This window comes from Methylobacterium sp. AC433 (genome assembly GCF_979253015.1).
Map to the genome: position 1 here is coordinate 314043 of NZ_CEEDBN010000003.1, position 14426 is coordinate 328468.

The following is a 14426-nucleotide window of genomic DNA, read 5'->3' on the forward strand; positions in this document are numbered from 1 at the left end:
AGCCCTCCTGTACTCCGGCTACATGGTCATCGCCATGCGCTCTTGAGCGCGTTTCGGCCATGCGCTCTTGAGCGCGTTTCGGCCATGCGCTCTTGAGCGCGTTTCGGCCATGCGCTCCTGAGCGCGTTTCGGCCATGCGCTCCTGAGCGCGTTTCGGCCATGCGCTCCTGAGCGCGTTTCGGCCATGTGCTCCTGAGCGCGTTTCGGCCATGTGCTCCTGAGCGCGTTTCGGCCATGTGCTCCTGAGCGCGTTTCGGCCATGCGCTCCTGAGCGCGTTTCGGCCATGCGTTCCTGAGCGCGGCCCGACCACGCGCCCAGGAAGGGCGTCGCGGCCATACGGTCGCGAGGGCGGCCTTAGCGGCGCTCGTCGCGTTCGATCACCGCGCAGGCGGTGACGGGCGCCTCGCGGGATCCCGAGAGCGAACAGGTCACGAGGACCTTCCCGGCATTGACGTTGCTGTGCCGCGTCGTCGCGGCGGCGGTGAGCGCCGTCCGGCCCGCCTGCGCCAGCACGTCTGCGGCGATGCCCGTGACGGCGTGGCCGGCGCGTCCCAGCAGGTCGAAGTAGCCGGCGGGCAGCGGCGCCCCCCGGAACTGGGTGCCGGTGGCCGAGAGTTCGCCGCAGGCGAGCGTCATGCCGACCCCGTCGGCGCCGCGGAACTCCGCGAAATCCGCACTCCGCTTCACCAGATCGGCCCCGGTCTCCGAGGTCACCCGGTCGATGAGTTCGCCGCAGACATCCGCCGAGGCGGGTCCGGCGAGGGCGAGAAGGCCGAGGGTCGCGGCCAGGGCGGGAAGGAATGCACGCATGCCCCTCACCTAAGGGCGCGCGGGGGGTTGTCGAGCGCCGGGCCTACAGGCGCTTGCGCGGCGGCCTCGGGCGACGGAACACGCCGACCATCTCGAGATGGCCCGAATAGGCGAATTGGTCGACCGGAATCACCCGTTCCAGCGTGTAGCCGCCCGCCACCAGGGTGGCGGCGTCCCGCGAGAAGGTGCCGACGTCGCAGGCGACCCCGATCACCAGCGGCACCTTCGATTCGGCGATCCGGGCCGCCTGTGCACCGGCGCCGGCCCGCGGCGGATCGAACACCGCGGCGTCGTAGGCATCGAGCTCGAGGGGCAGCAGCGGGCGGCGGAACAGGTCGCGACGCTCGGTGGTGACCCGGCGCAGGCCTGGAACCGCGCGCACCGCCCGGTCGAGGCTCTGCAGGGCGGCCGCCTCGCCCTCGACGGCATGGACGTCGCGGCCGCGCGCCATGGCGAGGCTGAACGGGCCGCTGCCGGAGAACAGGTCGACGACCCGCTTCGTCTTCCTGTCGAGGGCGGCGATCACCGCCTCGGTGAGCACGGCCTCGCCGGCCTCCGTGGCCTGCAGGAAGCCGCCGGCCGGCGGCACCAGCCGCAGGCCCGAGGTCGTCACCGCCGGCGCCCGTCGCTCCACCAGCACCTCTCCGTGCAGCGACAGGCGCGCGAGGTCGAGCTCCCCGGCCAGACGCACCAGGGCGGCGCGCACGCCCTCGGCCGCGGGGCCGTGCCCGCGGACATCCACGTCGAGGCCCGCCTCCGTGGCGGTGAAGGCGACGTCGAGGGGCTTGCGCCCGTGCCCCAGGGGGGCGCTCAGGGCGACCGCGGCCTGGGGCGCCCGGTGCAGGGCCGGCACCGTGATCGGACAATGGTCGATGGCGACGAGGTCGTGGCTGCGCGCCGCCATCAGGCCGGCCTGCGCCGTGCCCTCCACCGCGCGCACGTGCAGCGTGAGCCGCCGCCGCCCCTCCCCGCGGGCATCGACCAGCGGCTCCGGCACCACGCCGAGCCCGGCATGGGAGAGGACCTGGACGAGGTGGTCGCGCTTCCATGCGGCGTAGGGCTCGGGCGCGAGGTGCTGGACCGCGCAGCCGCCGCAGGCACCGAAATACGGGCAGAACGGCGCGATCCGGTCCGGCGAGGCCCGCTCCACCGCGACGAGCGTTCCCCGCGAGCCCGCTCGCTGAATCGTGACGCTCTCCCCCGGCAGCGCCAGGGCCACGGCGGTGCCGTCTTCGGCCAACCCGTCGCCGCGCGCACCGAGGCGGCGGATCTCCAGGGTCTCGGTCTGCGGCTGGGAGTGGGTCATGACGATGGGTCCAGGCGAGCCCCGATCAGGAACTCGCGGTTGCCGTCGCCGCCGGCGACGGGTGACGGGATCAGCCCGAGGATCCGAAGGCCCGCGGCCTCGCAGGCGGCGCGGATCTCGGCGCAGACGGCGTCGTGGATCGCCGGATCGCGCACGATCCCGCCGCGCCCGACCCGGGCGCGCCCGGCCTCGAATTGCGGCTTGATCAGCGCGGCGAGGTCCGCGCCGGGCGCCAGCAGCGGCAGGATCGCCGGCAGGATCAGGCGGAGGGAGATGAAGCTGACGTCGACGGCGCAGAGCTCCGGCGCCCGCGGGATCGCCGTGCGATCGAGGGTACGGGCATCCGTGCCCTCCAGGCTGGTCACCCGGGGATCGTCCCGGAGCGAGGCATGGAGCTGGTCGCGCCCGACATCGACGGCGTAGACATGGGCGGCGCCCTGGGCCAGCAGCGCGTCGGTGAAGCCGCCGGTCGAGGCTCCGACGTCGAGGCAGACGCGGCCGCACGGATCGAAACCGAAGGCGTCGAGGGCGGCGGCGAGCTTCAGGCCGCCGCGCGAGACGAAGGGGTGCGGCGCGGTGGCCTCGAGGCGCGCATCGCGGGCGACGAGGTCGGAGGCGCGCGCCACCGGCTGGTCGTCGGCCCGGACGAGGCCCGCCGCGATGGCGGCCTGGGCGCGGGCGCGGCTCTCGAAGAGACCCCGCTCCACCAGCAGGCGGTCGGCCCTCAGCCGCTCCCGATTCATCACGACGCCCGACATGTCCCCGATCGGCCGGCCCCGGGGCCGGCTCCCTCCCGCTACACCACTCGACGCGGGGGGCGAACCGAAATCGTGACGATTTCAGTCGCGCCGCCGGGCCGCCCTGCTCCATAAACATCGGCAGCGATGCCTGATTCCTCGCGGAACGGTTGCGCCGGGCGGGGCTTGTCCCGATCGTGAAGGGGGCCGGGTGGTCCGTCGCGGATGACGGACCGGGGCCGAAACTTGGGACACATCATGGTCGCGCCGCGTGAGATCGAGTTGAAGCTGGAATGCGAGGGCGGCGACCTCGCCGAGCTCGGCCGCCACCCCTTCCTGCAGGCGCAAGCCCCCGAGACGTCCCACTTCCTCAGCTCGACCTACTACGACACCGCGGCCGGCGACCTGCGCGCGGCGGGGCTGACCCTGCGGGTCCGCCGCGACGGCGACACCGCGCTCCAGACCGTGAAGGCCGCCGCGGCCGCGCCGGGGCTCTTCGACCGGGCCGAATGGGAAGGCCCCATCGCCGGCGACGCGCCCGACCTCGCGACGCTGGCCGAGACACCGGTGCCGGGCGTGCTGGCGGCGGCCGAGGAGCCCGACCTCGCCCCCGCCTTCGCGACCCTGGTGCAACGGCGCAGCCGCCAGGTACGCTACGGCGCCTCGCAGATCGAGGTGGCCTTCGACGAGGGCCGGATCGAGACCCGCAACGGCGACGCGCCCCTGTGGGAGCTCGAGCTCGAGCTCAAGGAGGGGCGGCCCGAGGACCTGTTCACCCTGGCCCAGGCGCTGGCCGAAACCGTGCCCTTGCGCCTCGGCGCGCTGAGCAAGTCGGCGCGCGGCTTCGGCCTCCTCGACGGCACCCTGCGCCGGCCGAGCAAGGCGCGGCCCGTGCGCCTCGCGCCGGAGGCGAGCGCCGGAGATGCCTTCCACGCCATCGCCTTCGCGTGCCTCGCCCACCTGCGCCTGAACGAGGACGTCTTCCTGCACACTCGCGACGTCGAGGCGCTTCACCAGCTGCGGGTCGCCCTGCGCCGGCTGCGCTCGGCCTTCACCCTGTTCAAGCCGGTGCTGGCGCAGGACCCGGCGGCCGCGACCCTGCGCGACGAGATCAAGCGCATCACCGAGCCTTTCGGCCATGCCCGGAACCTCGACGTGTTCCTGGCCGAGACCCTGCCGGCCGAGATGGCCAGGCGCCCCGACGAGGCCGGCCTCGACGACCTGCGCCAGCGCCTAGAAGCGGAGCGGGAGCGCGCCCATGACGGCGTCCTCGCCACCCTCGAATCGCAGGAATGGCGTGCCCTGATCCTCGACATCGCCGCCTGGCTGGAGACCGGCGCCTGGCGGACCGGGCCGGCCACGCCCGACCGCGACGGGCCGGCGAGCGCCTTCGCCGCTCAGGTGCTCGACAAGGCCCTGCGCCGCATCCGCAAGCGCGGCCGCCACCTCGACCGCCTGGAGGTCGAGGCGCGCCACCGCGTCCGGATCGAGGCGAAGAAGCTGCGCTACGGCGCCGAGTTCTTCGCCAGCCTCTACGCCGAGAAGAAGCTGCGCAAGCGCCATAAGGCCTTCGTGTCGGCCCTGTCGGACCTGCAGGACCACCTCGGCGCCCTCAACGACCAGGCGACCGCCCACACGGTCCTGGCCAGCCTCGTGGCGGTGCCCGACCCGCAGGAGATGCCGGGCGAGACCGCCTTCGCGGCCGGCCTCGCCGCCGGCGACAACGAGGCCGATGGCAGGAAGCTGCTGAAGGCGGCCGCCGAGGCCCATGCCGAGCTCGTCGACGTCAAGCCGTTCTGGCGCTGATCGCGGGCGGCGCCCGCCTCAGCCGCGGGGGCTGAGGGCGTAGAGGGTGATCGCGGCGGCGTTCGAGACGTTGATGCTGCGGATCTCGCCGCTGAACGGGATGCGGGCCAGCACGTCGCAATTCTCGCGGGTGCGCTGGCGCAGGCCCTTGCCTTCTGCGCCGAGCACGATCACCGCCGGCCGCTTCGGGCCGATGCTGTCCAGCGCGGTCTCGGCGTCGGAATCGAGGCCGATCCGTGTGAAGCCGCGCTTGCCGAGGTCGACCAGGGCGTCGGACAGGTTGCGCACCACGATGAGCGGCACGTGCTCCAGGCCGCCGGAGGCGGACTTGGCGAGCACCCCGGTGGCGTTGGGCGAGTGCCGCGCCGTGGTGATGATGCCCGCCACCCCGAAGGCGGCGGCGGTGCGCACGATCGCGCCGACATTGTGCGGGTCGGTGATCTGATCCAGGGCGAGGAGCAGCACGTCGTCGCCCAGGTCGTCGAGGTCCGGCCCCGGCAGCGGGTCGGCCTCGAGGTAGAGGCCCTGGTGCACGGCATCCGGCCCCAGCAGCGCGTTGATGGCGCTCGGCCGCACCAGTTCGGGATCGATCCGCAGCGTCCCGATCTCCTCGGTCAGCCGGATCATGGCGTTCTCGGTGGCGAGCAGGCGGTGCAGCTTGCGGCCCTCGTTGGCGAGCGCCTGCGCCACCGGATGCCAGCCGTAGAGCACGACGTGATCGCCCGAGGCCGCCGCGACGCTCGAGGCGCCGCGCTGGTTCTGCGGCGGGCCGCGCCGGAAGGGACCGCGGGAGAAGCCGGGCTTGTTCGTCCTCGGCCCTGGCGGGCCGTCGCGTCGCGTCGTCATGCAGTCAGGTCCGCTCTCGGGCCGCCGATCCAGGGTGCGGGCCGCATCTCACGCCCGACAAACCGGCCGGGGCCTCGTTCGTCAAGCGGCAAACCCGCGGCGTTTCCCCCGTTGCCCCCGCGCCCGAAGCCGCATATAGAACCGCTCACCGCAGCGGCGCCCTTCGTCCGGCGGTCCAGGACGTCTTTATACCTCTACCATCTTACCAAGTGTGTAGGTGCAGAGGGTTAGGCATGGTAGACATACCAACGCCTGTGAGCGAAGGCTTCTTTTTGGGACCGAACAGGCGATTGACTACCTGCGCGGGTGAACATAGAAAACCGGCTGCTGCCAACTAACGCGCCTATCGTCTATCGGTTAGGACAGGTCCCTTTCAAGGATCAGAGCGGGGTTCGATTCCCCGTAGGCGCGCCAGCAGTATCAAATCGAATGTATCCTGTGGAATATCAACGCGATCTTCTGGTGTCCGGCCAGTGCGTTGGCTATCTACAATTCAGATGTGCTCGGTCGCCGTAGGGCGTCAAATTAACCTTCTGAACCCAGACCCAGAACATTAGGTCGTCTGCGACCGCAAATTTACCGTCAACTGAACCGCGCCGGGTTTCCCGGAGGCCCCAACTCTTGCGAGGATGGAGCCCTGACGAAGCGAACCCCGCCTTTTTCCCTGAGGTTTGTGAACGCGCTGTGCGGATGGTGTTGGAGCACCAGGGCGAGCACGACTCTCAATACGGTGCGATCCGCTCGATCGCTGCGAAGATCGGCTGCTCGGGCGAGACGCTGCGGAATTGGGTACGCCAGGCCGAGCGGGACCAGGGCCAACGAGCGGGCCCGACGACGGACGAGCGCGAGCGGATCAAGGCGCTGGAGCGGGAGGTTCGTGAACTCCGGCAGGCCAACGAGATCCTGAGAAAAGCATCGGCGTATCTTGCCCAGGCGGAGCTCGACCGTCCGTTCAAGCGATGATCGCGATCACTCGACGATCAGCGTGGGGCCTACGGGGTCGAGCCGATCTGCCGCGTGCTGCCGATCGCCCCGTCGACGTATCGCGCCCATGCCGCGCGGCGGGTCGATCCCGGCAGGCTGCCGGCCCGAGCCAAGCGGGATGCGGTGCTGATGGCCGAGATCCGGCGCGTGTCACTCCGACCGCGGATCGCAATACGTGAGCATCCGATACACCGAGCGCCTTGCTGAAGCGGGCATCGAACCCTCCGTCGGCAGCGTCGGTGACTCGTACGATAATGCTCTCGCCGAGACCGTGATCGGACTGTTCAAGACCGAGGTGATCCACCGGCGCGGCCCGTGGCGGTCGTTCGAAGCCGTAGAATTCGCCACCCGCGAATGGGTAGATTGGTTCAATCACCGTCGGCTGCTCGAACCGATCGGCAACGTGCCTCCCGCCGAAGCGGAAGCGCGCTACTATGCACAAACCGAGGCGCAAACCTTGGCAGCCTGACCCAAACCAAATCGCCTCCGGGAAACCCGGCGCGGTTCAGTAGAAGGTCGGCTCGGAGACGCCCATCTTCCGGCAGACTTCGTCCACCGAGGCGCCGTTCTCCGCATGCCGCAGGGCGAAGGCAGTCTGTTCATTCGTGAAGCGTTTGCGAGGCATGGCATCCCCCCTCTTTCAGGGTGCAGGATGCCCGAAAAACTTGCGCTCAGCGCGGACCAGTTTGCTGGGTCAGGGTCAGCCGTGACGCGGACGCTGAAATCTAAGCTCGACGAATGTGCCGCCAATGGTCCTGCCTCCGATGAGCGTCGTGCGCAGCGCCACCTCTGCTCCGACCTCCTCGTCGCCGCCCCGGAGACGTAGCTTAGAGCCGACAGAGCCAAGCTCCCATCGTTAGATCGTTTCGGTGAGTGGATCGGCTGTGCTCCAGTACCAGCCGATCGATCAGATTCGATGACAATGCGCATGAAGAATTCTCATTTAAGTCACCCGAAGAGCCTCCGACCCGCCGAGCATCGTTCGACCGAGTGCCGAAGATCATAAGCTGCCTTGAGAACCTGTCGCCGCCGTTGAGATCGTCCCACTGGGCGAGCAGCCATCGTTGGACAGCTATTCACTGGCCTCATTCTATTCGTCCGATGCCATCACTACTGAAAACGCTTCAAATCACCCTTCCTATCCAAATTCCATGTGGCGCCAGCTCGTCGGCCCCGAGGTCGACGGGTCGGATCGTATCGGCTTGGGCGGTTCCGTCGCCGCCCATCTGTCACACAAACGCAACCGTACCATGATTTAGAATTAGAACGTTCTATAAGGGCGAGACGGCGACGCGGCGAGCACCTTGAACCGCACGTAGAATGGCGGGACGGGCTCGGAGCATCGCCGTACGAAGCTCGAGACGGGGGCCATCGATATGAAATTTGGAACGTTCCATGCGGGGTTGATCGCTCCGCTCATCGCATTGCCATTGGCGCCGAGTGCCGCCTTGGGCCAGGATATGACCGATCTGGGGACGGTCTCGGTGGAAGCGACGGCGAATCGCGCCGTGGCGAGCGACCGTGGGACCCCGTTGCTCGCCGAGCAGAATGGAACCGCCGCAGGCACCACGTTGCGGCAGGAGCAGATCGCGCAGCAGCCCAGCACGGAGAACGTCGCTCAGCGAATCGGCTCGGTCGTCGGCGTCAATTCCTACTCGCGCGATGCATCCGGCCTCTTCGGCGGTGGTTACTCGATTCGCGGATTCGACAGTACCCAAATCGGGCTTTCCCTGAACGGTGTCCCCCTGAACGATCCGGGCACGTTCGCGATCCTGCCGCAGGTCTACACCGATGCGGAGAACCTCTGCGCCATCGATGTGGTCCAGGGAACCAGCGGTGGGACGCTGGCGCAGCATGGCGCCATTGGCGGCCAAGTCCAGATGAGGCAATGCGCTCCGACCGATGTGCCGAAGGTCACGTTCTCGCAGAGCTATGGTTCGTATAACACCAATAAATCGCTCATTCGTGTCAATACAGGACCGATGCTCGACAATGCGATGAAAGGCTATCTTTCATATTCTCATAGTTACGCGGATTATTTTGCCGGTCCAGGTTCGGCGGAGCGCCATCACGTCGACGGCCGGTTCGATATGAAACTCGACAACGGCGACACGATCACCTTCAATACGTTCTTCAACAACCAGGAGAACACCTACATCCGGCCGATCTCGCAGGCGCAATATGAGGCCTACGGTTACAGAAACGGCTGGCTAACGGTTCCGCCGACGATCCTCAGCGGTCCGAGGGCAGCCTTCAGCGCGACGAATGCCGCCGTGCCCTACACCCCTAACAATGTCGGTTACGGCCCCTATCAGTGGGAACCTGGCCGGCACTTCTATACGTCCGCCGACGGCAAGTTCAGCCTTTCCGACGGCGTCGAGTTGCACATCACACCTTATTTCCTTCATCAGGAATCCGGCAGCAGCTCTCAAGTTCTTCTCAGGGAAGCTGGGCTTTCCAACAAATTTCTGAAGCAGCCGATCGGCTCATTTTCCGCCTATGGCACGACGAACACGAACGCCCTGCTGGTCCAGATGAGCCAGAGCAATTTTGACCGGGTCGGCAACACGGTAAGTCTAAAGGGCAAAATCGACAACCACACGCTGACCGGAAGCCTTTGGACGGAATATACCTATCAGCATCAGCTCAATCCGTTCCAGCAGATCGATTCCACCAACAACACCATTCCCGACATCTGGTTCAAATCGCATCTCCTGCACGATCGCTTTGGCAACCTCGTCACCAATCGGAATTGGAAGACCGAATATTATAACACCGCGTTCAAGATCTCCGATAGCATCGCCCTGTTCGACGATGCTTTGCGCATCGATCTCTCCGCCCGCGCACGCTTCTACAGCCGCTCGTTCCACAACCTCCCGGCTGGAACGAGCGGAGTGAACAATGCCTACCTAGACTACAATGTGAGCCGCGATTATTCCTTCCTCTTACCCTCTCTCGGCATGCGTTATGATTTTGATGAAGCCCATCAAGTCTTCTTCAATGCTTCGACCAATGCGAGGGTCCCGTCGAATTTCGTCGATGGGCGTCTGGTGAATACGACAACCAACATTGTCACCCCGGCCAACATCAAAGCTGAGCGCGCCCTGAGCTTCGATCTTGGCTATCGTTACAAGGGTGACTACCTCAATTTCAATGCCACCGGATATCTGATCAAGTACAGTGACCGAATTGCGGTGACGGCCGTCAATGACGGGAGCCTCACGAGTAAATACACCAATATCGGTAGCACGACCGCTATCGGAACCGAGATCGAGGTCGGTACAAAGCCATACGAGGGCTGGAGCGTGCTGTTGTCACAGGCGTTCAACAACGACACGCTCGACACGAACATCATTGCCGAAGGCGGCACGGTTGTGCTTCCGACGAAGGGAAAGCAGTACTTCAACGCACCGCGCTCCATCACGAATATGACCTTGCTTTACGAAGATGGTCCGCTCTACGGCTTCGCGCGTGCAAAATTCACCGATGCCGTCTTTGCGACGCTGACCAACGACATCCGCATCCCGGGATACACGAACGTCGACCTCGGACTCGGGTACAAGCTGAAGGACACGGCCTTCCTCGCTGCGATCCCCGGGGCTCAGGGTGGAGATTTCAAACTCAACGTGACCAATCTTCTCAATGCGAAGTATCTCTACATCAACCCGGGCAACAGCACCGGCGTACAGATCACCTCGGCCGGCACGCCGCTCTTCTATCTCGGCGCACCGTTTTCCGTGACGGCGAGCCTATCGCTCGATTTCTGAAACAGAAACGACGCAGCATTGATGCTAAACGAGATCGAATCATGATGCGTCGGAATGTTTTGCGATGGGCCAGCGCATTCGCCATGGGCCAATTGGTCGGACAGTCGGCCGGCCATGCTTCGCCGAATGACGATGCAGCCGAGCCGCGGAAGCCGTTTCCCTGGATCGGGATCAAATTCTCTGCCAGCGGCGAGGTTCTACATTGCCCTGGCAACACCATCATCTGCCATATCGACCCGGACGGGCCCGCCGCCGCCCCCCTCGCAACGTATCGTTCGCGACTGGAGGCGGAAGCTTTCGCACATAAGTTCACGTTCACGCCCTCTTCGAGTTATCATATGACGATCTTCGAAGGGGTCGTCGATCTCGTCCGCAAACCTGGCTTCTGGCCAAAAGATCTTTCTCTCGAGGCCCCGCTGGAGGCGTGCCATCGGCTCTTCCTCCGGAAACTGGAAGCGTTCGATCTCGGCTGTGAGCCGACATCCCGTCTGAAGGTCGCGATGGGTCCGGAAAACTTCGTCGGTCGCCCTGGCCGTGGGATCGTTCTCGCGCCGGTCGACCAGCAGGAGGAAGCGAAACTGCGGACTCTGCGCAATCGCCTCGCCGATCTCCTGCAGCTACGGCAGCCCAATCACGACACGTATCGCTTCCACACCACGCAAACCTACGCGATCACCCCCCTGAGCGAGGCCGAGACGGAACGCTACTGGGCGGTTCGCCGCGACGCGTTGACGATCCTTGCGGCTCAGATGCCGGTCCTGGAACTCGGTCCGCCGGAATTCTGCATCTTCGAGGACATGTTTGCGTTCGATCCGCGCCTTCTTCTCCATAGACAACTGCCCTAAACCCGTTATGCGAACGTTACAGGGCAACGCCGTTCGAGGTGAGCGCCCCGTTTTGAGGCAGTGATGGGTCAAGTGACGATCAAGGATGTGGCCCGGCGCGCCGGCGTCAGCTTTCAGACGGTATCGCTGGTCCTCAACCACCCGGAGAAGGTCGCCAAAACCACGCGGGAGACGATCGAGGCGACGATGCGGGAACTCGAATTCGTCCCTAGCCTCGCGGCGCGCTCGCTCCGCAAGAAACCGAGCAAGAGCATCGCCTGCGTGTTCTCCGTCGGCGCCCAGCCCTACGACGACATGTCGGGGGCCATGCAGGAGACGTATCAGGGGATCGTCCTCCAGGCCTTCGCTCACGTGACGGACCGGCTCGGCTATACGCTGATCCACCGTCGCTGGCACAGCGAGGAGCCCGAATGCATGGCCAAGATCACCACGCTGGTGAACGAGGCCCGTGTCGATGGCATCGTCGTGCTCGCCGATCGACGGGACGATCCGCTGATCGCGACGTTACAGGCCAAGAAGTTTCCGCTGTTCGTGTTCGGGCTCGACATTCCCGGTGTGCCGTTCGCGATGCGGGCGGAGCGCGATGCGATCCGGCAGGTCGTCGGGTACCTGGCCCGGACCGGATGTCGATCGATCTGCCTGTTCAAGGGCACGCGCGAGGGCCGGCAGCTGCCGTCCGTGTTCGATCGCTTCACCGGATATCAGGAAGCATTGGCTGCGGCGGGCCTACCCTTTCGCGACGAACTCGTGGTCGAGTGCGACTGGAACTCGGAGAGCGGCTATCGGACGACGCAACGCCTGCTCAAGCGTGGCCTGCGTATGGACGCCATCGTCGCGGCGAATGACCGGGTCGCTTTCGGGGTGCTGAAAGCGCTCCACGAGCAGAAAGTCCGCGTCCCCGAAGACATCAGCGTGGTCGGCTTCGATAACTTCGTCCAATGCGCCTATACGGTCCCAAGCCTGACCTCGGTCGAGAATCCAACCCTCGAGATGGTCGAATGCGCGGTCTTCACCCTGGTCGAGATGATCGAGGGCACCCAGCCGCCGGGCGATCTCGTGCAGAAGCTGTTCCCGACGCGTCTCGTCATACGGGACTCGACGCATCCGTTCTGCGAAGCGCTGCCCTGATCCCGGACGCCTGCGGCGCGTGTCGTCGACACCCGCCTCGCCAGAAAGTTCCCCAACCGGATCGAAGGCCGACCCGGCGCAGGGCATCCGAATACGTCGCCGCTTCACGCCGTTCGACGGCCTTACCGCTTCAGAGCGAACGCGATGGCGATGCGGCCGTTGAACCGGCCGCCGGGCGGCGGCGGAGGGTTCGCTGAACGAACCGCCTGCACGGCCGCATCGTCCAGGAGGGAATCCCCGGACGATTTCGCGATCGAGGCGCCGGCCACCCGTCCGGACGGACCGATGAAGAAGCTCACCAGGACGATTCCGGCGGCCTGCCGATCGCGTGCCGCGGCCGGATAGACCTTATGCCGATTGATCTCGGCTTTCAGCGCCGCGCCATAGGTCGCGACCGACATGCTGGCCTTCGCCACGGAGCCTTGCTCGGCCCCCGCATGAGCTTCCCGCTTGGCTGCACTGCCGACGCTCGGCTGCTTGGGGTGCGGCGTCGGCTCCGGGCGCGGTCGCACGATCGGCTTGGGCGTGGGAGGCTTGGGCGTGGGAGGCTTGGGCGTGGGCGGCTGAGGTTTGGGAGGTTGAGGTTTGGGCGGCTGCGGTTCTGCCGTCGGAGGCGGTGCCTCCGCCTTTCGAACCGGTATCACGATCGCCGTCGGATCCTCCCTCACGGGCGGTTCTTCGGCTTGCACCAGGGGAGTCGGCTCGGGCGGGGAAGCGGATTCCGGCTCCGGTTCGGGCGGCGGGGCCATCTCGCTGGCGCTCTGCGTCGCCTCGGCACTGTCGTTCGTCGCATCCCCCTGGGCGACGACGCTGATCTCGAGGGTCTGGACCGCGGCGGGCACCAGCGGATGTGACTCCGGCTGAACCCCGCAGAAAAGCAGAGCATGGGCCGCAACCGCCAGGGTCAGGGCCGACGCCCTGAGCACGACCGGGGAATGGGACTGGTTCGGGTGAGGCAGTGCGAAGGGGAGCCCCCCGGTGAATGCCATCGTGGTCATGGTCCCGCTCCCGCCGGTCCGGCTACCAGCGCGGGGGCCGTCGGCAAGGAGGCCGCTTCCGATTTGACCGCAGGATCTTTCCGGTTGTTCGCAACGATGGCGATCCGGGTGATTCCATTGCTGGCGAGAAGGTCCATCACCTTCACCACCGCGCCGTAGGCGGCATCCTTGTCGCCTCTCAGCTGAACCACCCGGGTCAGGTCATTCTCGATCGCTGCGGTCACGGCCGGAACGAGTTTGTCGAGGGCGATCTCGTCCGGTCCGACATAGATCTTCCCGTCCTTGTCGATACCGACGACGGCGGGCTCCTTCGGATCGATCGGCTTGGCGGCCTGGGCCTGGGGAAGGTTGACCTTCACCCCGGCCGTCAGAAGCGGCGCGGTGACCATGAACACGACCAGCAGGACTAGCATCACGTCGATGAGCGGGGTGACGTTGATGTCGGCCGAGGGTCGGTAGCGACCACTCCCGTTGGAGGAGAAGGCCATCAATGCGTCTCCTTGGTCGGGATGCGACCCTTCGCAGTCAGGTCGATCGAGAGCGCCTCGATGAGATGGGCCATTCGCTGGGACAGCTTACCGAGCACCGATCCGAGCCGGCTGTAGGCGATTGCGGCGGGAATGGCGGCGACCAGGCCGATCGCGGTGGCGGCCAGGGCTTCGGCGATACCCGGCGCAACTACCGCGAGGCTGGTATCCTTGGACTCCGCGATGCTGATGAAGCTCGTCATGATGCCCCACACCGTTCCAAGCAGGCCCACGAACGGCGACACCGACGAGATCACCGCGAGGTTGGAATATCCGCCTTCCGTGGCGATCATCGTCTGGGTGGCCGCGCGGTTCATCGCTTCCACCGTCCGCTGACGCAGGTCGCCGACGCTTTCGTTCGGGAGGGAGCGGGAGACGGATTGTGTTCCTGCATCGACGATCGGACGTAGGAACTTGGGAACGTCACCGTGCTCGAGGCGCCGGAGCGAGCGCTTGAGGCGCAGGGTCGTGTAGAGGCATTCGAGAATCACGACCCAGCACCACACCGAGGCGGCGAGCAGGACGATGATGACGGATTTGCCGACTAGGCCGGCCTGAAAAAACATCGCCGACGGCGACAGACTTGCGGCATCCATCGTCAAATCTCCTGTGTGATCATGTGTCGTCGGCGCGAAGCGAGAATCGCTGAAAATGTCGTCTGCCCGCCAATT

Annotated in this window: 11 protein-coding genes, 1 tRNA gene, 2 pseudogenes and 1 other annotated feature; of the genes and pseudogenes, 6 read left to right on the forward strand and 8 right to left on the reverse strand. The window is 66.2% G+C overall.

The features are described 5' to 3' along the window. Positions 1–355 precede the first annotated feature (355 nt). From AC0IWM_RS07455 to AC0IWM_RS07465, 3 genes are read right to left on the reverse strand one after another with little or no spacing between them, the layout of a single operon-like run. A complete protein-coding gene (locus AC0IWM_RS07455) occupies positions 356–811 on the reverse strand; it encodes a hypothetical protein (RefSeq protein ID WP_471753896.1) in 456 nt (151 codons plus the stop codon). A 43-nt stretch (positions 812–854) separates the two neighbouring features. Next, the gene (locus tag AC0IWM_RS07460; RefSeq protein WP_471753898.1) at positions 855–2117 is read right to left on the reverse strand and encodes a class I SAM-dependent RNA methyltransferase; all 1263 of its coding nucleotides are present in this window, start codon (positions 2115–2117) and stop codon (positions 855–857) included. Continuing rightward, entirely contained in the window at positions 2114–2860 is a 747-nt protein-coding gene (locus tag AC0IWM_RS07465) for a TlyA family RNA methyltransferase (RefSeq protein ID WP_471754133.1), read from the reverse strand. The genes AC0IWM_RS07460 and AC0IWM_RS07465 overlap by 4 nt, the downstream gene beginning before the upstream one ends. 252 nt (positions 2861–3112) lie before the next feature. Here AC0IWM_RS07465 and AC0IWM_RS07470 point away from each other — a divergent pair, with 252 nt between their 5' ends. Beyond that, a complete protein-coding gene (locus AC0IWM_RS07470) occupies positions 3113–4660 on the forward strand; it encodes a CYTH and CHAD domain-containing protein (protein WP_471753900.1) in 1548 nt (515 codons plus the stop codon). 18 nt (positions 4661–4678) lie between these two features. Here the strand turns inward: AC0IWM_RS07470 and rlmB are convergent, their stop codons facing one another. Next, positions 4679–5506 carry a 23S rRNA (guanosine(2251)-2'-O)-methyltransferase RlmB gene (gene rlmB, locus AC0IWM_RS07475; protein WP_243214578.1) on the reverse strand — a complete coding sequence of 276 codons (828 nt, stop codon included), beginning with the start codon at positions 5504–5506 and terminating at the stop codon, positions 4679–4681. A 339-nt stretch (positions 5507–5845) separates the two neighbouring features. Here rlmB and AC0IWM_RS07480 point away from each other — a divergent pair. Together AC0IWM_RS07480 and AC0IWM_RS07485 are read left to right on the forward strand one after the other, a co-directional pair. Then, positions 5846–5920: transfer RNA gene (locus tag AC0IWM_RS07480), tRNA-Glu, on the forward strand. Between the two features lie 276 nt (positions 5921–6196). After that, positions 6197–6959, forward strand: a pseudogene (locus AC0IWM_RS07485) (integrase core domain-containing protein). Beyond that, positions 6424–6541: a sequence feature (AL1L pseudoknot), on the forward strand. (Overlaps the previous pseudogene by 118 nt.) A 39-nt stretch (positions 6960–6998) precedes the next feature. On the opposite strand, the pseudogene AC0IWM_RS07490 reads toward AC0IWM_RS07485, so the two are convergent. Continuing rightward, positions 6999–7115: pseudogene (locus AC0IWM_RS07490) on the reverse strand (transposase); the annotation flags it as partial. Between the two features lie 751 nt (positions 7116–7866). Between AC0IWM_RS07490 and AC0IWM_RS07495 the strand changes: the two are divergent. From AC0IWM_RS07495 to AC0IWM_RS07505, 3 genes are all read left to right on the forward strand, one after another. After that, positions 7867–10257, forward strand: a complete 2391-nt coding sequence (locus AC0IWM_RS07495) for a TonB-dependent receptor (protein ID WP_471753902.1) — start codon at positions 7867–7869, stop codon at positions 10255–10257. A gap of 41 nt (positions 10258–10298) precedes the next feature. Continuing rightward, positions 10299–11102 (forward strand): DUF1868 domain-containing protein, encoded by an 804-nt coding sequence (locus tag AC0IWM_RS07500; protein ID WP_471753904.1) that lies wholly within the window; start codon positions 10299–10301, stop codon positions 11100–11102. A gap of 63 nt (positions 11103–11165) precedes the next feature. Next, positions 11166–12230, forward strand: coding sequence for a LacI family DNA-binding transcriptional regulator (locus AC0IWM_RS07505; protein ID WP_471753906.1), 1065 nt, complete (start codon positions 11166–11168; stop codon positions 12228–12230). Between the two features lie 122 nt (positions 12231–12352). Here the strand turns inward: AC0IWM_RS07505 and AC0IWM_RS07510 are convergent, their stop codons facing one another. From AC0IWM_RS07510 to AC0IWM_RS07520, 3 genes are read right to left on the reverse strand one after another with little or no spacing between them, the layout of a single operon-like run. Next, positions 12353–13228, reverse strand: a complete 876-nt coding sequence (locus tag AC0IWM_RS07510; protein ID WP_471753908.1) for an energy transducer TonB — start codon at positions 13226–13228, stop codon at positions 12353–12355. Then, on the reverse strand, positions 13225–13716 hold the full coding sequence (locus AC0IWM_RS07515; RefSeq protein ID WP_471753910.1) for an ExbD/TolR family protein: 492 nt from the start codon (positions 13714–13716) through the stop codon (positions 13225–13227). Before AC0IWM_RS07515 ends, AC0IWM_RS07510 begins: the two co-directional genes overlap by 4 nt. Beyond that, complete coding sequence (locus tag AC0IWM_RS07520) at positions 13716–14351, reverse strand: MotA/TolQ/ExbB proton channel family protein (RefSeq protein ID WP_471753912.1); 636 nt, start codon at positions 14349–14351, stop codon at positions 13716–13718. Before AC0IWM_RS07520 ends, AC0IWM_RS07515 begins: the two co-directional genes overlap by 1 nt. Positions 14352–14426: the final 75 nt, after the last annotated feature.

Bases quoted from the DNA above. Each gene is read 5' to 3' on its own strand.
- rlmB (WP_243214578.1), bottom strand. From the start codon at position 5,506: ATGACGACGCGACGCGACGGCCCGCCAGGGCCGAGGACGAACAAGCCC.
- AC0IWM_RS07455 (WP_471753896.1), bottom strand. From the start codon at position 811: ATGCGTGCATTCCTTCCCGCCCTGGCCGCGACCCTCGGCCTTCTCGCC.
- AC0IWM_RS07515 (WP_471753910.1), bottom strand. From the start codon at position 13,716: ATGGCCTTCTCCTCCAACGGGAGTGGTCGCTACCGACCCTCGGCCGAC.
- AC0IWM_RS07510 (WP_471753908.1), bottom strand. From the start codon at position 13,228: ATGACCACGATGGCATTCACCGGGGGGCTCCCCTTCGCACTGCCTCAC.
- AC0IWM_RS07500 (WP_471753904.1), top strand. From the start codon at position 10,299: ATGATGCGTCGGAATGTTTTGCGATGGGCCAGCGCATTCGCCATGGGC.
- AC0IWM_RS07505 (WP_471753906.1), top strand. From the start codon at position 11,166: ATGGGTCAAGTGACGATCAAGGATGTGGCCCGGCGCGCCGGCGTCAGC.
- AC0IWM_RS07520 (WP_471753912.1), bottom strand. From the start codon at position 14,351: ATGGATGCCGCAAGTCTGTCGCCGTCGGCGATGTTTTTTCAGGCCGGC.
- AC0IWM_RS07460 (WP_471753898.1), bottom strand. From the start codon at position 2,117: ATGACCCACTCCCAGCCGCAGACCGAGACCCTGGAGATCCGCCGCCTC.
- AC0IWM_RS07465 (WP_471754133.1), bottom strand. From the start codon at position 2,860: ATGAATCGGGAGCGGCTGAGGGCCGACCGCCTGCTGGTGGAGCGGGGT.
- AC0IWM_RS07470 (WP_471753900.1), top strand. From the start codon at position 3,113: ATGGTCGCGCCGCGTGAGATCGAGTTGAAGCTGGAATGCGAGGGCGGC.
- AC0IWM_RS07495 (WP_471753902.1), top strand. From the start codon at position 7,867: ATGAAATTTGGAACGTTCCATGCGGGGTTGATCGCTCCGCTCATCGCA.